The sequence below is a fragment of the Cupriavidus sp. C1SS-2L genome, assembly GCF_057073735.1.
Genome location: NZ_CP172708.1, coordinates 2,333,935 through 2,354,376 on the forward strand (window position 1 = coordinate 2,333,935; position 20,442 = coordinate 2,354,376).

General features: G+C 64.9%; 19 protein-coding genes. 5 read left to right on the top strand and 14 right to left on the bottom strand.

The window, feature by feature from the left end; genetic code table 11:
• Positions 1 to 329 precede the first annotated feature (329 nt).
• A complete protein-coding gene (locus ACIGJG_RS10790) occupies positions 330 to 1,031 on the top strand; it encodes a Bax inhibitor-1/YccA family protein (RefSeq protein WP_011298252.1) in 702 nt (233 codons plus the stop codon).
• Positions 1,032 to 1,105: 74 nt separating this feature from the next.
• Here the strand turns inward: ACIGJG_RS10790 and rlmD are convergent, their stop codons facing one another.
• Positions 1,106 to 2,497: a 23S rRNA (uracil(1939)-C(5))-methyltransferase RlmD gene (gene rlmD / locus ACIGJG_RS10795; protein WP_011298253.1), complete on the bottom strand. Its 1,392-nt coding sequence runs from the start codon at positions 2,495 to 2,497 to the stop codon at positions 1,106 to 1,108.
• 132 nt (positions 2,498 to 2,629) lie between these two features.
• Here rlmD and ACIGJG_RS10800 point away from each other — a divergent pair, with 132 nt between their 5' ends.
• Positions 2,630 to 3,484, top strand: a complete 855-nt coding sequence (locus ACIGJG_RS10800) for an endonuclease/exonuclease/phosphatase family protein (RefSeq protein ID WP_011298254.1) — start codon at positions 2,630 to 2,632, stop codon at positions 3,482 to 3,484.
• A 33-nt stretch (positions 3,485 to 3,517) separates the two neighbouring features.
• Here the strand turns inward: ACIGJG_RS10800 and ACIGJG_RS10805 are convergent, their stop codons facing one another.
• Genes ACIGJG_RS10805 through surE form a run of 5 tightly spaced genes read right to left on the bottom strand, consistent with a single transcriptional unit; the run spans position 3,518 to position 8,079 of the window.
• A complete protein-coding gene (locus ACIGJG_RS10805) occupies positions 3,518 to 4,354 on the bottom strand; it encodes a 3'-5' exonuclease (RefSeq protein WP_011298255.1) in 837 nt (278 codons plus the stop codon).
• Positions 4,351 to 5,526, bottom strand: coding sequence for an RNA polymerase sigma factor RpoS (gene rpoS, locus ACIGJG_RS10810; RefSeq protein WP_011298256.1), 1,176 nt, complete (start codon positions 5,524 to 5,526; stop codon positions 4,351 to 4,353). The genes ACIGJG_RS10805 and rpoS overlap by 4 nt, the downstream gene beginning before the upstream one ends.
• A 6-nt stretch (positions 5,527 to 5,532) precedes the next feature.
• A complete protein-coding gene (locus ACIGJG_RS10815) occupies positions 5,533 to 6,396 on the bottom strand; it encodes a peptidoglycan DD-metalloendopeptidase family protein (RefSeq protein WP_140950592.1) in 864 nt (287 codons plus the stop codon).
• 8 nt (positions 6,397 to 6,404) lie between these two features.
• Complete coding sequence (locus ACIGJG_RS10820) at positions 6,405 to 7,298, bottom strand: protein-L-isoaspartate(D-aspartate) O-methyltransferase (RefSeq protein ID WP_140950593.1); 894 nt, start codon at positions 7,296 to 7,298, stop codon at positions 6,405 to 6,407.
• A 28-nt stretch (positions 7,299 to 7,326) separates the two neighbouring features.
• Positions 7,327 to 8,079, bottom strand: a complete 753-nt coding sequence (gene surE, locus ACIGJG_RS10825; RefSeq protein ID WP_140950594.1) for a 5'/3'-nucleotidase SurE — start codon at positions 8,077 to 8,079, stop codon at positions 7,327 to 7,329.
• Positions 8,080 to 8,296: 217 nt separating this feature from the next.
• Here surE and ACIGJG_RS10830 point away from each other — a divergent pair, with 217 nt between their 5' ends.
• Positions 8,297 to 9,271: an NADPH:quinone oxidoreductase family protein gene (locus ACIGJG_RS10830; protein ID WP_011298260.1), complete on the top strand. Its 975-nt coding sequence runs from the start codon at positions 8,297 to 8,299 to the stop codon at positions 9,269 to 9,271.
• Positions 9,272 to 9,447: 176 nt separating this feature from the next.
• Here the strand turns inward: ACIGJG_RS10830 and ACIGJG_RS10835 are convergent, their stop codons facing one another.
• Positions 9,448 to 10,506 (bottom strand): porin, encoded by a 1,059-nt coding sequence (locus tag ACIGJG_RS10835; RefSeq protein ID WP_041679645.1) that lies wholly within the window; start codon positions 10,504 to 10,506, stop codon positions 9,448 to 9,450.
• A gap of 495 nt (positions 10,507 to 11,001) precedes the next feature.
• Here ACIGJG_RS10835 and ACIGJG_RS10840 point away from each other — a divergent pair, with 495 nt between their 5' ends.
• Complete coding sequence (locus ACIGJG_RS10840; RefSeq protein ID WP_011298262.1) at positions 11,002 to 11,682, top strand: response regulator; 681 nt, start codon at positions 11,002 to 11,004, stop codon at positions 11,680 to 11,682.
• Positions 11,679 to 13,097, top strand: coding sequence for a sensor histidine kinase (locus ACIGJG_RS10845; protein WP_011298263.1), 1,419 nt, complete (start codon positions 11,679 to 11,681; stop codon positions 13,095 to 13,097). Before ACIGJG_RS10840 ends, ACIGJG_RS10845 begins: the two co-directional genes overlap by 4 nt.
• A 7-nt stretch (positions 13,098 to 13,104) precedes the next feature.
• Here ACIGJG_RS10845 and ACIGJG_RS10850 read toward each other — a convergent pair whose 3' ends face one another.
• From ACIGJG_RS10850 to ACIGJG_RS10880, 7 genes are all read right to left on the bottom strand, one after another.
• Entirely contained in the window at positions 13,105 to 13,896 is a 792-nt protein-coding gene (locus ACIGJG_RS10850) for an ABC transporter permease (protein ID WP_140950595.1), read from the bottom strand.
• A gap of 36 nt (positions 13,897 to 13,932) precedes the next feature.
• On the bottom strand, positions 13,933 to 14,745 hold the full coding sequence (locus ACIGJG_RS10855; RefSeq protein WP_041679646.1) for an ABC transporter ATP-binding protein: 813 nt from the start codon (positions 14,743 to 14,745) through the stop codon (positions 13,933 to 13,935).
• Positions 14,746 to 14,863: 118 nt separating this feature from the next.
• Positions 14,864 to 15,907 (bottom strand): ABC transporter substrate-binding protein, encoded by a 1,044-nt coding sequence (locus ACIGJG_RS10860; RefSeq protein ID WP_011298266.1) that lies wholly within the window; start codon positions 15,905 to 15,907, stop codon positions 14,864 to 14,866.
• A gap of 168 nt (positions 15,908 to 16,075) precedes the next feature.
• Positions 16,076 to 17,089, bottom strand: coding sequence for a Bug family tripartite tricarboxylate transporter substrate binding protein (locus tag ACIGJG_RS10865; protein WP_011298267.1), 1,014 nt, complete (start codon positions 17,087 to 17,089; stop codon positions 16,076 to 16,078).
• 76 nt (positions 17,090 to 17,165) lie between these two features.
• On the bottom strand, positions 17,166 to 18,146 hold the full coding sequence (locus tag ACIGJG_RS10870) for a hydroxymethylglutaryl-CoA lyase (protein ID WP_011298268.1): 981 nt from the start codon (positions 18,144 to 18,146) through the stop codon (positions 17,166 to 17,168).
• Positions 18,143 to 19,339: a CaiB/BaiF CoA transferase family protein gene (locus ACIGJG_RS10875; protein WP_220630888.1), complete on the bottom strand. Its 1,197-nt coding sequence runs from the start codon at positions 19,337 to 19,339 to the stop codon at positions 18,143 to 18,145. Before ACIGJG_RS10875 ends, ACIGJG_RS10870 begins: the two co-directional genes overlap by 4 nt.
• Positions 19,340 to 19,486: 147 nt before the next feature.
• The gene (locus ACIGJG_RS10880; RefSeq protein WP_011298270.1) at positions 19,487 to 20,392 is read right to left on the bottom strand and encodes a LysR family transcriptional regulator; all 906 of its coding nucleotides are present in this window, start codon (positions 20,390 to 20,392) and stop codon (positions 19,487 to 19,489) included.
• Positions 20,393 to 20,442 lie beyond the last annotated feature (50 nt).

Below are 20,442 nucleotides of genomic sequence, written 5' to 3' on the forward strand. Positions count from 1 at the left end.
TGAAGGGGTTACAAATGGATTAAACGTGCAATTCTAGCACGAGACGATGACGGTTTCGAGCGCAGCCAGCCTTTCGCGAAAGTGCAGCTGCATGAGCGGAAAACGCCATATCCGGGGCGTCGAAACCGACACCTTCCGTTGACCACACAATGCACGGAACGCAATACATATAAAACCGTCCAACGTGAGCAACAAATCTGGCCTTTACCGCATGGAAGTGACCAATGTGACACTTTAATCCTCTTGCAATTCCGCAGACGCGGTGCCACATTGGCGTTGCGTCGCTCCGGGTCGCTCCGGCGCCTCACCATTCAGAAACAGGAGTCACCATGGATAACAAGCTGAACACCTACGGTTTCGGCAATGCGTCGACGGTCAGCGATGTCGTCGTGCGTAATCGGGTATTGCGCAACACCTACTGGCTGCTCGCCATTTCGATGATCCCGACCGTGCTCGGCGCATGGATCGGCGTGGCCACGGGCTTCAGCTTCATGGCCGGCAGCCCCGGCTTGTCGCTGATCCTGTTCCTCGGCATCGCATTCGCGTTCTTCTACGGCATCGAGAAGACCAAGAACAGCAGCATGGGCGTGGTCCTGCTGCTCGCCTTCACGTTCTTCATGGGCCTGATGCTGTCGCGCCTGATCGGCGCGGTGCTGCAGTTCTCGAATGGGCCGGCGCTGATCATGTATGCCTTTGGCGGCACAGCGGCGGTGTTTGGCGCCATGGCTACCATTGCGACGGTCAGCAAGCGTGATTTCTCGGGCCTCAGCAAGTTCCTGTTCGTCGGCCTGATTCTGCTGATTCTGGCGAGCGTGGCCAATATCTGGCTGCAACTTCCGTCGCTGATGATCACGGTGTCGGTGATCGCCATCGGCATTTTCTCGGCGTACATCCTGTTCGATGTGCAGCGCGTGGTAAATGGCGGCGAAACCAACTACATCACGGCCACGCTGGCGATCTACCTCGACGTCTACAACGTTTTCACGAACCTGCTGGCCCTGCTGGGCATCTTCGGCGGCAGCCGCGACTGACGCAGTCCTGCGTAAAACAAGAACGCCGGCCACTTGGCCGGCGTTTTTCATTGGGCGCTAGCGTTGTCGCGCGCTCAACGCCGCTCGAAGACGGCAATCGATTCGACGTGCGACGTATGCGGGAACATGTTCACGACGCCCGCCCCTGCCAGGCGATACCCGGCCTCATGCACCAGCAGGCCCGCGTCGCGCGCCAGTGTTGCCGGGCTGCACGACACATAGACGATGCGTTGCGGCAGCACGTCGCTGCCCTGCTGCGACAGCTCGCCCAGCGCCTTGCACACCGCCAGCGCACCTTCGCGCGGCGGGTCGATCAACCAGCGATCGAAGCGGCCCAGCGCGGCGATATCTTCGGCGGTCACTTCGAACAGGTTGCGGCAGGCGAATTCCGTCTTTTCCGCCAGGCCGTTGTAGCCGGCATTCGCCAGCGCCCGGGTCGTCAGCGCCTCGCTGCCTTCAATGCCCATGACCGAGCGGCCCTGCGTGGCGAGTGGCAGCGTGAAGTTGCCGATGCCGCAGAACAGGTCGAGCAGGCGGTCTTGGGGCTGGACGTCCAGCAGGCGCAGTGCGCGGCCGATCAGTACCCTGTTGATGTGGTGGTTGACCTGCGTGAAGTCGGTCGGCTTGAACGGCATACGGATGCCGAACTCGGGCAGCGTATAGGCCAGCTCACGGTCGAGCGGATAGAACGGCACAACGGTATCCGGGCCTTTGGGCTGGAGCCAGAACTGGACATTGTGCTGGTCCGCGAAGGCGCGCAGCAGGTCCTTGTCCGCGTCGGTCAGCGGTTCGAGGATGCGCAGCACCAGCGCCGTAACCTCATGGCCCACCGCCAGTTCGATCTGCGGCATGCGGTCGCGAATGGACAAGCCCGTCACCAGTTCGCGCAACGGCACCAGCATCGCCGAGATATGTGGCGGAAGGATCTCGCAGCTTGTCATGTCCGCCACGTAGCTGCTCTTGCGCTCGTGGAAACCCACCAGTACCCCACCCTTCTTAGCCACATACCGCACCGTCAGCCGTGCGCGGTAGCGATAGCCCCAGTCCGGCCCGGCGATCGGCCGGAACATCACTTCCGGACGAACCTTCGACAGGTGCCAGAGGTTGTCTTCGAGTACCCGCTGCTTGATCGCAAGCTGCGCGCGCGAGTCCAGGTGCTGCATCGAGCATCCGCCGCACACGCCAAAGTGCTTGCAACCTGGCTTGACACGCATCACCGATTCTCGACGCACTTCCAGCAGATGGGCCTGTTCGTAGCTCGGCTTGCGGCGGAAGCTCTTGTAGCTCACGGTTTCGCCGGGCAACGCACCTTCGACGAAGATGACCTTGCCGGGAGTGCCGTCTTCATTGACCAGGCGCCCGACGCCGCGCGCCTCCATGTCGAGGCTGTCAATGGAAACCACGGGATCGGAACCGGGCGCGACGGCAGCCGGAGAGGCAGATGCCGCACGCGGCGCTGCCGGCATTTCTTGTGGGGAGGACACGGCTTGGGACACCAGACGAAACCTGACGTATTGTTTTGCGAAAGCGCGATTGTAGTCCAGACGCGCGCTCCGACGCCCGGGTAATGGTGCCGCATCGCGCAAAGGAGTGATGCAATGGAACTGATTTCATGGAACATTCAATGGGGCCGCGGCGCTGACGGACGCGTGGACCTGTCCCGCAGCGTGGCCACCATGCGGGCGATGGCCGATGCCGACGTCATCTGCCTGCAGGAAGTCACACGCGGCTTCGGCGAGCTGCGCGGCGCGCCCGGGGCAGACCAGGTGTCCGAACTGTCCGCGCTGTTGCCCGGCTATCGGCTGCTGTTCGCGCCGGGCGTCGACCGCTTCGGCAGCGACGGTGGCCCGCGCCAGTTCGGCAACCTGATTGCCACGCGCCTGCCCGTGCATGAAGTCTTCCGCCACGCGCTGCCGTGGCCGGCGGACCCCGACGTAGCGTCCATGCCCCGCGTCGCGATCGAAGCGACGCTGCAGGCCGGCAGCCGGCCGTTGCGCGTCATCTGCACACACCTGGAATACTACTCGGCGCATCAGCGCGCCGCCCAGGCAAACGCCCTGCGAGACTGGCACGCGGAAGCATGCGGCCATGCGCTGCGTCCCGGGCGCAGTGAATCGACGCCGGGGCCATTCACGCCGGCGGTGCGGCCAACGGAAGCCGTCCTTTGCGGCGACTTTAACAGCAAGCCCGACGACATCGCCTACCGGCGAATGCTCGAACCGTTCGACGACGACACCACGCCGTGGCGCGATGCCTGGATGCACATCCATCCGGGCCAGTCGCATGCGCCGACCTGCGCGATGTACGACAAGGAGCAATGGCCCGAGCCGCCCTTCGCGTGCGATTTCGTCTTTGTCACCGAGAACCTGGCGGAACGCGTCAGGCGTTGCGAAGTCAATGCAGCGACGAAGGACTCGGATCACCAGCCCATCGTGCTGTCACTGGATATATGAAAAGGCCCGCGGGATCGCCGACCGTTCGCCAACTTACTCGATCTCTTCGTCTTCTGGCGTCAGGCGCTTCAGGCGGAATGCACGCAGGTATTCCATCCACTGCTCGCCTGGCAGCTCGGCCAGCGATTCCTGCACGAGTTCCATCTCGAGATCGAACTCGCGCGGCAGCAGGCCGCCGCGCATGAGCTGGAAGCGGCAGTACATCAGGTAGGTGTTGACAACGTCGGTCTCGCAATAGGCGCGGATCGCGTCGAGCTGACCTTCCCGGTACGCCTGCCAGACTTTGCTGCCATCCATCCCCATCTTGCCTGGGAAGCCGCACAGCTTGGCCAGGTCATCCAGCGGCGCGCTTGCGCGCGGCTGGTACATGGCAAGGAGGTCCATCAGGTCCAGATGCCGCATGTGGTAGCGGCTGATGTAGTTGTTCCACTTGAAGTCGCGGCTGTCGTCGTCGCGGCCCTCGCCCATTTCCCAGTATCGCGGCGCGGTCACGCCATGGACCAGGCCACGATAGTGCAGCACGGGCAAGTCGAAGCCGCCACCGTTCCACGACACAAGCTGCGGGCTGTAGCGCGCAATCAGTTCGTAGAACTTCTGGATCAGCGTGGCCTCACCATCCTCGAGCGTTCCCAGCGAGCCGACATGGAACACGGCCGAGCCGTCGCGCTGCGTCCGGCGCAACACGCACGAGATCGCCGCGACGCGCTGCAGATAGTGCGGCAGGAAATCGCTTCCGGTCTTTTCGCGGCGGGCTGAGAACGCTTGCTCGGCGACTTCCTCGTCGCTCATCGATGCGGGATGGTCATGCAAACGGCGCAGGCCGTCGACATCGGGAATGGTCTCGATGTCGAATACCAGCACAGGGGTCATAGAACAGCGTCCTTCCTGACACCTTGCGATGCGAAATGCCGCTTGAGCTTGACCAGGGCTTCCTGTTGGATCTGGCGCACGCGTTCGCGCGTCAGGCCCATCTCTTCGGCCAGCTCTTCAAGCGTGGCCGGTTCGATATGGTTGAGGCCGAAGCGGCGCTCCACCACATAGCGGTGCTTTTCCGACAGGCGGGCCAGCCACAGCTTCATCAGGCCTTCGAGCTCGCGGTGCGCGACTTCCTGGTCCGGGGCGGCGTTGTGCTCGTCGGAAAGGAAGTCCAGCAGGCTGGAGCCCGGGTCCAGGTCAAACGGCGTATCGAGCGAGGTGGTATGTTCGTTAAGCGCCAGCACGTCCTGCACCTCGTCAGGCGTCTTGCCCAGCAGGTGGGCAATGTCTTCGAGACTGGCGTCGCGGCCGTCGGTGCCGCCTTTTTCGAGATGCCGCTTGGCGCGCAGCACCTGGTTGAGTTCACGGATCACGTGGACCGGCAGCCGTACCGTGCGCGCCTGGTTCATGATGGCGCGCTCGATGCTCTGGCGGATCCACCAGGTCGCGTAGGTAGAAAAACGGAAACCGCGTGACGGATCGAATTTCTCGATCGCGTGCATGAGACCAAGGTTGCCTTCCTCGATCAGGTCCAGCAGCGGCACGCCGCGATTGAGATAACCCTTGGCGATGCTCACGACCAGGCGCAGGTTGCGTTCGATCATGACCTGCCGCGCGGAAAAATCGCCGTCCTTGGCCAGCGTCGAGAAATGCAACTCCTCAGGAGCGGACAGCAGCGGCTTGATGCTGATGCGATTCAGATAGTGCTGGACCGTATCGGCAGCCAGCTCGGTATGCAGCACGGTACGGAAGTCGTCATGCTCGGGCGCCGCTTCGGCGACGTTCTCGCTTTCGGATTCCTCTTCCTCCTCTGCCTCATCCTCGTCATCATCGCGCAGCTGACGGTCGTTGTCGTCGCTGAGCAAATCGGCTTCGCGCAGGCCGACCGTTGTCGTGGTCGAGATCGGCTCGTCGGTCGGGGGAATCAGGTCGGCACCGACATCCTTGTCGAATGCATCCAGTTCAACGCGATCGTCGGTTTGGGCCACACCAGCCTTCACTTCCGGCTGCTTGGGACGGCGAGCCCTGCTGACGGTTCCGGAGGAGACAGTTTTCTGGCGTGGCATGAACCCTCACTGTGGTGGCAGATACCGCATCGGATCAACCGGCTTTCCGTTCTTGCGAACTTCGAAGTGAAGCTTTACCCGGTCGGTATCACTATTGCCCATCTCCGCAATCTTCTGCCCCTTTCGGACCGTTGATTGCTCTGCCACGAGCACCTTGTCGTTGTGGCCGTAGGCAGTAAGAAATGTCTCGTTGTGTTTGATGATGACAAGATTCCCGTAGCCGCGCAAGGGGCCAACGTGAATCACCCGACCGTCGTCGGCGGCGAGCACGGCATCGCCTTTCTTGCCCGCAATATCGATGCCTTTATTGCTCTTGTCATCAAATTTACCGACCAGTTGGCCGGTTGCCGGCCAAGCAAGTTTCATCGCGGTGTCCGCAACCGGGCCTGACGTGCCCGCGGACGCTGCGGCACCTGCCGCAGGCGCGGTGGTGGCTGCAGGCGGCGGCACCGGCGTGCCGGCCGGCCGCGCCTGATCGATCGGCTGCGACTGGATCGCGCCCGGCGCCACCGGCGTCGTGGTCACGCCCTGGCCGGCGTTGACGTCGGCGCCTGGCGGCACGACACGCAACAACTGGCCGACCTCGATCTGGTTGGCGTTGCTGATATTGTTCCAGCCCGCGACATCGCGGTACGACTGGCCGTTCTCGAGCGCGATGCGGTAAAGGGTATCGCCTCGCTTGACCCGATAGTACCCAGGGGGTGCCGGCTCCAGCGGGGCTGCAGGGGCAGTGCCGGCAGTGGAAGTCCGGTCCACCACGGGTGCCGGCATCGGCGAGTTGGCGCAGGCTGCCAGCATCGCCACCAGCGTGGAAGCCGCCACAAGCTGGCCTGCGCGTGCAAATTGTTGCGAATTCACGATCTTGTGCATAGTTCGACTCAGATGGTGCCCGATTTTAAGGGCACAAAGAAAACGGCTTCAAGCGCGGTCCGGTGAAAACGATGCCGATTGAGCCGCTCGATCAGCAGCAACTGCTGCGTGACCGTCTGGCCCGATCCGCCCGCTGGCGGAACCACCGCCACGGGCGCGATCAGCCTGCCGCCGATGGCAAGCTGCTCGAGCAGGGCCTGCGGCACCTCCATGCCGGCGGCGGCAAGGATGATGGCCGAAAACGGCGCAGCCTGCGGCAGGCCTAGCCTGCCGTCGCCATAGTGCAGCCGCAGGTTCGGCACACGCAGCGGCCGCAGGTTCGCCTTGGCCTGCTCGTGCAACGGCCGGATGCGCTCGATGGAAAAAACTTCACGCGCCACCAGGCTCAGCACCGCGGCCTGATAACCGCAGCCGGTGCCGATCTCCAGCACGCGCTCGACCGGCGTGTCCGCCGAAAGGCCCTCGCGCAGCAGTTCGATCATGCGCGCCACCACGGAAGGCTTCGAGATCGTCTGCTGATGGCCGATGGGCAGCGCTGCATCTTCATACGCCTGCGATGCCAGCCCGGGCTCGACAAACAGATGGCGCGGCACAGTGCCAATGGCGGCCAGCACGCGTTCGTCGCGGATACCCGAGGCGCGCAGCCGCGCCGCCAGCGCGCCGCGCGCGCGGTCCGATGCCATGCCCCCCCCGCCCGCCGTCGCCGCCGAGGCACGCGCCTCTACGGCGCTGGCCGCAGCCGTGGGCGCCGACGGCTGCTTGTCGCGGGCTTTGGCCTGCGCCTGCGCAGGGCCCGGCGCACCGACCGCGGGCATGCCGGCGGTACGCGCCGGTGCTGGCTTGCGCTGGACTACCGCATCCAGCGGCAGGGGAAACTTGCTGCGAGGGGGTGTGGGACTCATCGGCGCTGAGGCACTGCGGCGGGAATGGCTAGTTCAGCCACTGGGCAAGCGCCTCGAGCTGGCCACGATGTGTGAGGTCGAGTTGCAACGGCGTCAGCGAAACATAGCCTTCGGCGGTCGCGTGGAAATCCGTGCCCTCGCTCGCATCGCGTGCGTCCCCGGCGGCGCCGATCCAGTAATTGAGATCGCCGCGCGGATTGACCTGCGCGATCACCGGCTGCGACGGATGCCGCTTGCCGAGCCGCGTGGCACGATAGCCCTTGATGTGTTCGAACGGCAGGTTCGGGATATTGACGTTCAGCAGGAACGGTTCGACCGGCGGCGTCGCAATCGCGCGTTCGACAATGTCGCGCGCCACGCGGGCGGCGGCGTCGAGATGCTCCCAGCCCTTGTGCAGCTGCGAGAAAGCAATGGAAGGAATGCCGAGCAGGTAGCCTTCGATAGCGGCGGCGACCGTGCCGGAGTACAGCACGTCCTCGCCCATGTTCTGTCCCTGGTTGATGCCGGACACCACCAGGTCGGGTTTTTCGTCGAGCAGGCCGGTCAGCGCGATATGCACGCAGTCGGTCGGCGTGCCGTTGACGAAGCGGAAACCCTTCTGCACGCCTTCCCGCGCTTCATAGATCGAAAGCGGTCGCTGCAGCGTCAGCGAATTAGAAGCACCGCTGTGGTTTTGCTCGGGCGCGATCACCGTAATGCGGCCCAGCGGCGCGAGCGCGGCATGCAGGACGGCCAGTCCCGGCGCGAGATAACCGTCGTCGTTAGCGAGAAGAATGTGCATCCCGCGATTGTACCTGACGACGACTGTGCAAGCGGCCTCTCAAGGCACTGCCAAACCGCTCTGCCAGGCGTCGCCGGCGCGTCGGCAAACTCGCGCAAACGGGTGAAAACCCATAACAGAACGATCGTGCTATTTGCGTTACACTTGGTCTTGCCGTCTCGCCGCGCGCGGCGGCACACGGCACGATTACCCGCCCATACATATCACCGGAGACATGATGAAAGCCGTACTGTGCAAGGCCTGGGGGCCGCCCGATTCCCTGACCGTCGAAACCCTGCCGGATCCGGTGCCGGATCAGGGCGAAGTGGTCATCGAGGTAAAGGCCGCCGGCGTGAATTTCCCGGATGTGCTCATCATCCAGAACAAATACCAGGCCAAGCCGGAACTGCCGTTCACGCCGGGCTCGGAACTGGCGGGCATCGTGACTGCCGTTGGCGCGGGCGTCACGCACGTCAAGCCCGGCGACAACGTCATTGCGTATCTCGGCAACGGCGCATTCGCTTCGCACGTGAAGGCGCCGGCCAACAAGGTCGTGCCCATGCCGCCCGGCGTGGATTACGAAACCGCGGCAGCATTCACCCTTACCTACGGCACCTCGCACCACGCCGTCGTCGACCGTGGCGAACTCAAGGCCGGACAGACCATGCTGGTGCTCGGCGCAGCTGGCGGCGTGGGGCTTGCCGCGATTGAAATCGGCAAGGCCATCGGCGCGCGCGTCATCGCGGCGGCGTCGACCGATGAAAAGCTCGCAGTTTGCAAGGAACACGGCGCCGATGCGCTGATCAACTACAGCACCGAAGACCTGCGCGAACGCGTCAAGGCGCTGACCGATGGCAACGGTCCGGACGTGATCTACGACCCTGTGGGTGGCGTCTATGCCGAACCGGCGTTCCGCTCGATCGCATGGCGGGGCCGCTATCTGGTGGTGGGCTTCGCCAATGGCGAGATCCCGAAGATTCCGCTGAACCTGGCGCTGCTCAAGGGGGCTTCGCTCGTGGGCGTGTTCTGGGGCGATTTCGTGCGGCGCGAACCGCGTGCGAACCAGGCCAATATGGCGCAAATGCTTGGCTGGATGAAGGAAGGCAAGCTGCGCCCGCACATCTCCGCGCGCTACCCGCTGGAGCAGGCTCCGCAGGCGCTCAAGGACATGGAAGCGCGCAAGGTGACCGGCAAGGTGGTGATCGTTCCCTGAACAGGCGCCACAAAAAATAAGGACGCAGAGCGTGCGGCAACGCTCTGCATCCCCTGCTGGGGCAAGACGCCCCAAGCTGTCTTCCACCTTCACGCACACCCCTACTGGCAGCGGAAGACAGTTCCCAATCAGGTCAGCCACTCCAACAGTCGCTGACTCGACATGACACTCTCTGATCAGAAGCGGTGCTGCAGGCCGGCCATCACGCCGGTCTGGCTGTTGGCGTACCCCACGAAATCGCGCGACAGGCTGACGTTCTGGCCGTTGCGGGCCTTGGCATAGCCGGCCGACAGATAGGCCAGCGTGCGCTTCGAGAACGAGTACTGCGCGCGCAGCGAGAACAGGATCGGATCGGCGTCGTTACCGCCCTTGATGTTCTGCTTGTAGACCGCGCCGTACAGCGTGAACGCCGGCGTGAAGTCATAGCTTGCGCCGCCCCAGTACATATCGCTGCGCTCCGACGCCGCGCCGGTGGTCAGCGTGCGCTTGTAGTTGCGGTAGCCGGCAAACAGCGACAGGCTGCCGAAGTCATAGCTCGCGCCCGCGTGGATGCCCTGGATATAGTCCGTGGTATCGGCCGGCGTGGTGCTGCTGCCAGCCCCGTTCTGGCGATCCCAGGTCGCCGCGGCGGCGAACTTGCCCGCGTTGTAGCCGACGCCGAGGGCATACTTGGACGCGGTCTTGAAGTCGCCCGCCACTTCCCCCATGGCCGCGGTCGCGCCCAGCTTCAGGCCGCCAAACTTACCGTCATAGCGGACGGCATTCGATGCACGCGAGAACAGGCCGTCCTTGCGACCGCCGGTCGCCGTGGACGACGTCGCCCACGAATAGTTCGGCGCGTAGCCCATCGGGTCGAACGGCAGCATGAAGTCGTACGTCGTGGTGAACGTGCGGCCCATGACCACCTGGCCATAGTTGCTGCTGAGGCCGACCGTGGCGCGGCGATCGAACAGCGTGCCGCTCGTATCGAGATTGCCGGTGTCGATGGCAATGCCGCTTTCCAGGTTGAACACCGCCTTCAGGCCGCCGCCGAGATCCTCGACGCCGCGCATGCCCCAGCGCGAGGTATTGCGCCCGCCCGAGGTCAGCTTGACCACTGAGCCATTGGGCCCGGCATGGTTGACATACTCGACCCCCGCGTCGACCAGGCCATACATGGTCACGCTCGACTGGGCGCAGACCGAACCGGTGCCCGTCAGACCGATGCAGGCCAGAGCCAGTGCCGTACGTTTCATTCTTCTCTCCTTGCTTTGCTTGTTGTGGTTTGTGGTAACAGCCATCGCGTTCGCCTGAGGATCGTGCCCGCCGGTAAAGCCGGCGGCGAATCGCGGTGGCATGACGGCCGCCCCGCGTCGGCCGCAGTACCGGCACGACCGCATGCCGGCACACCCACCACAACCTGTCCCCTGGTCGTTATGGCGCTCCATCCGCTGGCGGTGGAACACTCGAATGAGCGGCATCGTAGGGGACCGGCACTTTCAGTTCGCTTTCGTGCGAAGACGGATTGGCGCGTGATGCACCAACCCGGGGTTGGGAGTTTCCCTAGTTTCAAAGACCGTGCACTTGGCTGTATCTGTCTGGGCCATTCCATCCATTGAATTGCCCCCGGGCTGTGCGCCGTGGCGGGACACGGACATGCACGCCTGGGCGCACGGCTATTGGGCCGGTGCAGCAAGCGCCGCCTTGCCCGTCCCGCAGCGCTGCCTGCCTTGCCGCTTTGAATTACCCCGATGCGTATCCTGCTTGCCGAAGACAACCTGATGCTGGCCAACTCGTTGACCCAGGCCATGACCCAGGCCGGATTCACCGTCGACTGCATGCACGACGGCCGTAGCGCCGACCACCTGCTGGCCACGCAGGACTATGCGTTGCTGATCCTCGATCTCGGCTTGCCACGGCTGGACGGTCTTGAAGTGCTGCGCCGGCTGCGCCAACGCCGCAACCGCATGCCTGTGCTCATCCTGACCGCGCATGGCTCGGTGGAGGACCGCGTGCGCGGTCTGGACCTGGGCGCCGACGACTACCTGGCCAAGCCCTTTGACCTTTCCGAGCTAGAAGCGCGCGCACGCGCGCTGATCCGCCGCAGCCACGGCCATGAATCCACACAGCTGAGCTGCGGCCCGCTGCACTACGACAGCGTGAGCCGCGCGTTCACGATCGACGGCGAACTGCTGCAACTCACGCGGCGCGAGCGATCGGTGCTCGAAGTGCTGTTGCTGCGTAATGGCAAGGCCGTCAACAAGTCAGCCCTCTCCGAGAAGATCTTCGGCATTGACGAGTCGGTCAATCCGGATGCCATCGAGATCTACATCCACCGCCTGCGCAAGAAGCTCGATGGCAGCGGCGTGGCGATCGTCACGCTGCGTGGGCTCGGCTATCTGATCGAAGCGCGGCCACAGCCTGCGCCATGAACATGTGGGGCAGGACACCGAGCCTGCGCCTGCAACTGTCGCTGTGGCTGCTACTGCCGCTGCTGGGATTGCTGGCGCTCGATGCCTGGCTGACCTATGAGCGCGCCATGTCGGCTGCGCACACGGCGTTCGACCGCACGCTCGAGGCATCGCTGCGCGCCATGCGCGAGGGCATTGCCCTGCGCGACGGCCGGCTCGAGATCGACGTGCCGAACCTGGCACTCGAACTGTTCGACGACAAGGCAGGCCCCCACGTCTTCTATCAGGTGCGCGACGAGCACGGCGAGACGGTCACCGGCTACACCGATCTGCCGGGACCGCCCGGCACGCGCCCGCCGCTCTACCGAACCGTGTTCTACGACACGGTGTTTCGCGAACAGCCATTGCGCATGGCCGCGCAGGCGCTGCCAATCCATGACGTGGGCTCGGCCCGCAGCCAGCTGGTGTGGGTCGTGGTGGGCGAAACCATCGAACCGCGCCAGGCGTTGGCGCGCGAGATCCTGGTGGGCTCGCTGCTGCAGGAACTGGTGCTGGTAGCGCTGGCGCTCGGCATCGTCTGGCTGGGCGTGCGCCGCGGGCTGCGGCCACTGCATCGCTTGTCGGATACGGTGGCGGCGCGCAGCGCGAGCCAGCTCGACCCGATCGAGCATCGTGACCTGCCGTCCGAAATGAAGCCGCTGGTGCGCGCGCTGAACCAGTACGTGGATCGCCTGCACCGCATGCTGCAGGCACGCAAGCGCTTCTTCGCCGATGCCGCGCATCAGCTCAAGACGCCGCTCGCCGTGATCCAGGCCGAATCCGAACTGGCGTTGCGCGAGCCCGATGGCGAGCGCGTGCGCGAACACATGCGCCTGCTGCACGGCACCGTGCGCCATGCAGCCAAGGGGGTGCAGCAATTGCTGTCGCTGTCCAGGCTCGATCCGGACAGCGGCTACGCGCCCACGCTGCGCGACGTGCCGCTCGATGCCGCTGCGCGAGCGGTGGCACTGGAATGGGTGTCGGTCGCACGCCGGCATGGCGTGGACCTGGGATTTGAAGGCGATGACACCGTCACGGTGCAGGGGCAGATGGAACTGCTGCAGGAACTTACCGGCAACCTGATCGACAACGCGATCCGCTATGCGGGCGACGGATCGACTGTCACGGTTCGGGTGGCGCAGGAAGCGGACGGCACCGCCCAGCTGCAGGTGATCGACGACGGTCCCGGCATTGCCTCCGCCGAACGCGAAGACGTTTTCCGACGCTTCTACCGTGGCGAAAGCGGCCAAGGCGTGGAAGGCACCGGGCTAGGTCTGCCGATTGTCAGGGAGATCGCCAGGCTGCATCAGGCCACTGCCGGCCTCGACGACACGCCCGGCGGCGGGCTCACCGTGACGGTGCGCTTTCCCGCGCCGGGTGGCGAGCCGCAGGCCTAGTCCATCTTCAGAGCTTCTCGGTCTCGCCGGTCTTCGGCTGCCATTTCATCAGCCGCTTTTCACCGGCGCCGACCATCCAGTCCAGCACCAGCGCAAACGCCGTCAGGACCACGATGCCCGCGAACACGGTGTTGATGTCGAATGTGCCCTCGGCCTGAAGAATCAGGTAGCCCACGCCGCGCGCGGAGCCCAGGTATTCACCGACCACCGCGCCGACAAAGGCCAGGCCGACCGACGTATGCAGCGACGAAAACACCCAGCTCGTCGCGCTCGGCAGATAGACATGGCGCAGCAGTTGCTGGCGATTGGCGCCGAGCATGCGCGCATTGGCCAGCACCACCGGGCTGACTTCCTTCACGCCCTGGTAGACGTTGAAGAACACGATGAAGAACACCAGCGTCACGGCCAGCGCCACCTTGGACCAGATGCCCAGCCCGAACCACACCGCGAAGATCGGCGCCAGGATCACGCGCGGCATCGAGTTCATCGCCTTCACGTAGGGGTCGAGGATCGCCGACGTCAGCGGGCTCAGCGCGAGCCAGAGGCCGACACCCAGGCCGGCCACGGTGCCGATGCCGAAAGCCAGCACCGTCTCCAGCAGCGTCACGCCGAGATGCAGGTAGATATCGCGCTCGACGATGAACCAGTTCCAGATGCGCTGCGCCACCATCAGCGGCTCGCCAAAGAAGAAGGCGACCTCCTGCGACCGCGTGGCAAAGTGCCACACGCCGAGGATCACCACGAGGACGAGCAGCTGCCAGACGCGCAGCATGCCCTTGGAGTCAGGACGGAATGCCATGGAAATTCGGATTCGATGTCAGGTTGAACGCAGCAATCAGGCCGCGTTGCGCTGCTGCGCATAGCCCTTCAGGACCTCTTCGCGCAGCACGTCCCAGATCGCGGCGTGCAGTTCGACGAAGCGCGGATGGTTGCGGATCTCGGCTACGTCGCGCGGGCGCGGCAAATCGATCGCGAACTCGCCGATCGGATGCGTGCCCGGCCCTGCCGACAGCACCACCACGCGGTCGCTCATGGCGATCGCCTCATCAAGGTCGTGCGTGATGAACAGCACAGCCTTGCGCTTGGCGGCCCACAGGTCCAGCACCTCGTTCTCCATCAGCTGGCGCGTCTGGATATCGAGCGCGGAGAACGGCTCGTCCATGAGAATGATGTCCGGATCCAGCACCAGCGTCTGCGCCAGGCTCACGCGCTTGCGCATGCCGCCCGAAAGCTGGTGCGGATAGCGGTCGCCGAAGCCGCCCAGGCCTACGCGACGCAGCCACTCCTCACCTTGCTTCACGGCCTCGGCGCGCGGCACGCCGCGGAATTCGAGACCGGCCACGACGTTGTCTAGAGCGCTGCGCCATGGCATCAGCGCCTCGGCCTGGAACATGTAGCCGGCGCGTTGGTTGATGCCGCGCAGCGGCTCACCGAACACGCGGACCTCGCCGCTCGACGGCTCCAGTAGCCCGGCGCCGACATTGAGCAGCGTGGATTTGCCGCAGCCGGTCGGGCCGACCACCGATAGAAACTCGCCCGGCTGGATGGCCAGGGTAACGTCCTTGACCGCCGTATAGCGCTGGCTGCGGTCGTCGCGCGAGACAAAGGTGCAGGTGACCTTGTCGAGGGAAAGTGCGGGAATGCTCATGGGAAACCGTCTCGTTCGCCGCGCCATGGCGCGCATCGAGGGTGATGATGGCCGCCGGCCCCGCAATGCAAAGGCCGGCTGCACACAGCAGCGGGCCCGGGACGCACGCGGCGCAGGCTTACTTGTACTTCGCGTTGGCCTTCTGCACGAACGCGTTGGTGTACGTGTCTTCGAGCTTGACGGACTTGCCCTTCAGCTCGGCGTCAAATTGCTGCAGCATGCTCAGCGCGGTGCGCGGACCATCGGCCGGCATCATGCCGTCCGGCGAGATCGCTTCCTTGACCTTGTCCCACGCAGCCAGGTACAGCGCGCGATCGCCGAGCAGGTAGCTTTCGGGCACGGTCTTGACGATGTCGGACGGGCCAGCCTTCTGCAGCCACTTCAGTGCGCGGACCATCGCGTTGGTCAGTGCCTGGGTGGTGTTGGGGTTCTGCTGGATGAACGCTGCCGACGCGTACAGGCAGCCCGACGGCATATTGCCGCCGAACACAGTCTGCGTGTCCTTGAGCGTGCGGGTATCCGAAGCGATGCGGACCTCGTTCTTCTGCGTCAGCATCGAGATCACCGGATCCAGGTTGGCCATGGCGTCGATCTGGCCCGAACGCATCGCAGCCACCGCGCCGGCGCTCGCGCCCACGCCGATGAACGACACGTCGGACGGCTTGAGCCCGGCCTTGGCCAGCACGAAGTTCGCCATCATATTCGTCGACGAGCCCGGCGCGGTCACGCCGATCTTCTTGCCCTTCAGGTCGGCGATCGATTTGAACCCCGGCATGGTCTTGTTCGAGACCACCAGCACGATTTGCGGCGCCCTGCCCTGCAGCACGAACTCCTGGTAGCGCTGCCCCTTGGCCTGCAAGCCGATGGTGTGTTCGAACGCGCCGGACACCACGTCCGCGCTGCCGCCCACCACGGCCTGCAGCGCCTTGGCACCGCCGGCGAAGTCCACGATCTCGACGTCCAGCCCTTCTTCCTTGAAGTAGCCCAGCCGCTCGGCAATGGTCAGCGGCAGGTAATAGAAAAGGTTCTTGCCGCCGACGGCGATCGTCACCTTGGTTTTCTCGGGCTTGCCCTGAGCCTGTGCCTGACCGAAGGTGAACCACCCGGCCAGAAACAGCGCCAGCGCGATCAGGAACTGTTTCCAGAATTTCTTGTTATACATTCGATTCTCCTACCCGTTGGGATCTGCAAACGGCGTGCCGCGCTGCGGCCCAGTGCGATGCTAGCGGACCTTTCACCGACCCGCATCGGTGCGAATACCTAAAGCCGGCCAGATTGCTGCCGGCTTCAGCATACGCCCCATTGCTTTCGATCGGCTTGCCGTCCGCGCTTATTCGGCGTGGATGTCCGCGGACTTGATCACCTTGCCCCATCGCGCCAGTTCTGCCTTCTGATACTGCGCCAGTTGCTGCGGCCCCATGAAGACAGCCTCGGCACCCAGCTCCTCGGCTTTCTTGCGGAACGCATCGGTGCGCATGATCTTCTCGATCTCGCCGGCCAGCTTGTCGATCACGGGCTTGGGCGTGCCCGCCGGCGCGTACATCGCGAACCACGACGACACGTCGAGGTCGGGATAGCCGGCTTCCGGCGCCGACGGCACGTCCTTCAGGCTTGGCAGACGGGTCTTGCTGGTCACCACCAGCGGACGCAGCTTGCCCGCGGCGATATGGCCCATCAGCGGCGGCGGCGTGGTCATGGTCAGGTCCACATTGCCGCCGAGCAGATCGGTCATGGCCGGGCCGGTGCCCTTGTACGGCACGTGGGTTATGCGGATGCCAGCCATCTGGTTCAGCAACTCCGTCGAGACGTGCTGCAATGAACCGTTGCCCGACGATGCGTAGTTCAACTTATCCGGATGGCTCTTGGCATAGGCCACCAGTTCCTTGAGCGACTTCACCGGCAGCCCCTGGCGGACCACGAGCACCTGCGGAGCGGACAACAGATTGGCGACCGGTGCGAAATCCTTGACCGGATCCCACGGCAGGTTCTTCACCAGCAGCGGCGTGATAACGTGGAAGCCGGAGTACTGCACCAGCAGCGTGTAACCGTCCGGCTTGGCACGCGCGACGACCTGCGCCGCAATGCTGCCGTTGCCGCCGGGGCGGTTGTCCACCACGACGGCCTGGCCCAGCGCCTTGGCCAGCGGCTCCGAAATCATGCGTGCCGCCAGATCGGTGGTGCCGCCAGCCGCGGCCGAGACCACCAGCGTGACAGGTCGAGTCGGGTAGCTGCCGTCCTGCGCAAAGGCGCGCGGCGCAGTGGTGACGATAGCGCCGCCAAGGGCGAGCATGGCTGCGGCCATGAGCTTGCGGCGCGCCGGCCGTAGGGAAAAGGCTTGCTTCATGGAATGTCTCCGGTATCGGTAAAAGTCTTTTTTTGTCGTCGCGCCGCTTGCCCCGGCGCGCGCATGCCTCAGGAACCTAGTCCTGTCCGGCGAAATGCTCTGCCAGCCAGGCTGGCGGCTGATGCGTGCGCAGGCGCGGGCCGGCGCGCAGCAGTTGGCTGCCGATGTCGCGTTCCACCAGCGCGGGAATGCCGGCGACGACATCGAGCAGCGCAGGCAGGTCCACGCCGGTCTGCACGCCCATGCAGGCAAACATGTGCACGAGCTCCTCAGTACTGACATTGCCGCTCGCACCGGGCGCATAGGGGCAGCCACCAAGGCCGCCGGCCGCGGCATCGAAGCGTGTGACGCCGGTTTCCCAGGCTGCCACGGCATTCGCCAAACCCATGCCGCGCGTGTTGTGAAGATGAATGGTCAGGCCCGTATCCGGCAGGCGTTGCTGGAACTGCTCGCACATCTGCGCGACCTGGTTCGGAAAAGCCATGCCGGTGGTATCGCACAGCGTGATGCCTTGCGCGCCGGCCTCCGCAAAGCTGTGAGCCAATGCCATCACGGCGTCAGTGCTCACCTCGCCCTCGAACGGACAACCGAACACCGTCGACAGCGACACGTTGACCGGCACACCGGCCGCGCGGGCCTCAGCGATCATCGCGAGCAACTGCGCCTCCGATTGTGCACGCGTCATGCGCAGGTTCGCGCGGTTGTGGGTTTCGCTGACCGACATCACCAGGTTGACCTCATCGGGCCGGCACGAAAGCGCGCGCTCCAGGCCACGGAGGTTCGGCACCAGCGCGGTATAGCGCACGCCGGGCCGGCGATGCATGCGGTGCATCAGCGCTTCGGCATCCGCAAGCGCCGGGATGGCCTTGGCCGATGTGAACGATGTGGCTTCGATGCGCGCGAAGCCACAGGCGGACAGCGCATCGACAAAGGCGACCTTGGCATCGGTAGGCACCACGACCGGCTCGATCTGCAGGCCGTCGCGAGGCGACACTTCGTTAATCTCGATACGGGCTGGGCCGCGCAAGGCCGGGGAGTTGAATTCGGCGGCGCTCATGCGATTACCTTGCGTGCGCGCAGATCGGCGATGGCTGCCGCGTCAAACCCTGCCTGTTCCAGCACCGTGTCGGTGTGCTCGCCCAGTGTCGGCGCGCGGTCATGGATCGCGCCGGGACTGCCCGACAGTTTCGGCATGATGCCGGGCACTTCCACGGTCAGGCCGCCGGCCGACGTGACGGATTCGATCACGCCACGCGCACGGTAGTGCGGGTCTTCAGCGATGTCCTTGACGGTGTAGATGCGCCCAGACGGTACCTCGGCCTCGCGCAGCACGGCGAGCACAGCTTCCACGCTTTGCGTGCTGGTCCAGGCAGCGATCGCGGCATCGATTTCCTCGACACGCTTCACACGGCCATCGTTCTGCGCGAGCGCCGGGTCCTCGGCCAGGTCGGCGCGGCCGATCGCATGCATCATGCGCTTGAAGATGGCATCGCCGTTGGCCGCCACCAGTACATACTCGCCGCTCTGGCACGGATACGCGTTCGATGGCGCAATGCCGGGCAGCGCGCCGCCGGCTGGCTGGCGCACCGCGCCGAATGCCGAGTATTCCGGCAGCAAGCTTTCACTGAGATTGAACAGCGACTCGTACAGCGCCACGTCGATGACCTGCCCTTCCCCGCCACGCGCATCGCGCTGGTAGAGGGCCAGCAGCACGCCCATCGCACCGTGCAGTCCGGCGATCGTGTCGCCCAGCGACAGGCCGGCACGTACGGGAGCCCGGCCCGGCTCGCCGGTCAGGTGGCGCAGGCCGGCCATGGCTTCGGCCACGGCGGCAAACCCCGGTTCGTCCTTCTTCGGGCCCGTCTGGCCATAGCCAGACACACGCAGCATGATCAGGCGCGGATTGTCGGCGTGCAGCACGTCCCAACCGAGGCCCCACTTTTCCATGGTGCCGGGGCGGAAATTCTCGATCAGCACATCGGCTTCGGCGGCCAGCTTGCGCACCAGCGCCTGGCCTTCGGGCTGGCGCAGGTCGATGCAGACTGATTCTTTATTGCGCGACTGCGCTTCCCACCAGACCGATGTGCCCTCATGCAGCATGCGCCATTTGCGCAGCGGATCGCCCAGGCCCGGCGGCTCGATCTTGACCACGTGGGCGCCGAAGTCGGCCAGGGTCTTGGCGGCAAAAGGGCCGGCAATCAGTTGCCCGAGTTCGAGGACGCGGATGCCCTCGAGAATCTGTTGCGCCATGGTTGTCTCCGTACGGTGCGGCCCGCTGAGCGTTGCGGGCGTGTTTGCGTTTCGACGGAGTTTGCCCCAGCGGCGGGCTGGCCGGAATCGGCAATCGGTGAAGCGGGCTTTCTCCGAATGCGAAAGGCCTGCGGCTTGCAGATGTGATTAGAACGGCGCGCGGTCGCCGCAAAGATGTGAAATGAGCAGCCGCGCCGAAACCGTCAGGCCGGCCGGGTCGCGCATGCCGATCAGCAGCGAGCGCTTCGCCCAGGCATCCTGCAGCGACACCAGCGATAGTCCCATCGACTTCACATGCGGTTCGGCCGCGATGCGCGGCAGCACGCCCACGCCAAGGCCGGCCATCACCATGCGGCACATGGCGTCAAAGCTGCGCACCTGGATGCGCAGCCGGAACGGGCGGTCCAGCCGGCTGCTTTCCTCGAGCAGGCGCGCGGCAAGGGAAGTCACCTGCGGCAGGCTGACAAAGTCGAATTCGAGGGTGTCGGCGTAGCGCACCGGCCCACGCTCGGACAAGGGGTGGCCCGGCGGCGTGACCATGACCAGTTCATCCTGGCGGTACTCCACGGTCACCAGGCCCGCGCACGGCGTGCGATCGGCAAAGATGCCGACGTCGGCGCGATTCTCGACCAGCGCCGCGACGATGTCGCTGCTGTTCTGCTCTTCGAGCTCGATGCGAATGGTCGGATGCAGCCGCATGAAAACCGCCAGGTCGTCAGGCAGAAACTGCGTGATGGCGGAGGTATTGGCGCAGACGCGCACCTGGCCGCGCACGCCGCTTGCATAGTCGGACATCACCCCGGCCATGCGCTCCACGTCCTGTAGGATCGTCAGCGCATGGTGGTAGCAGGCCTGCCCGGCTTCGGTCAGCTGCACGCCCGCGGCATGACGGAAAAACAGCGGGGCGCCCACTGCTGCTTCCAGATCCGAAATGCGCTTGCTTGCGGCGGCCACGGCCAGGTGCGACTGCCTCGCTCCCGCCGAAATGCTGCCCTGCCGGACGACGGCCACGAACAAGCCGAGCGTGACAAGATCGAAGCGGGCCAGGTTCATTGCGGGCAGTGCAGGAGTCGGTTAGCGAGAGGCAGTTCGGAGCAGGTCAT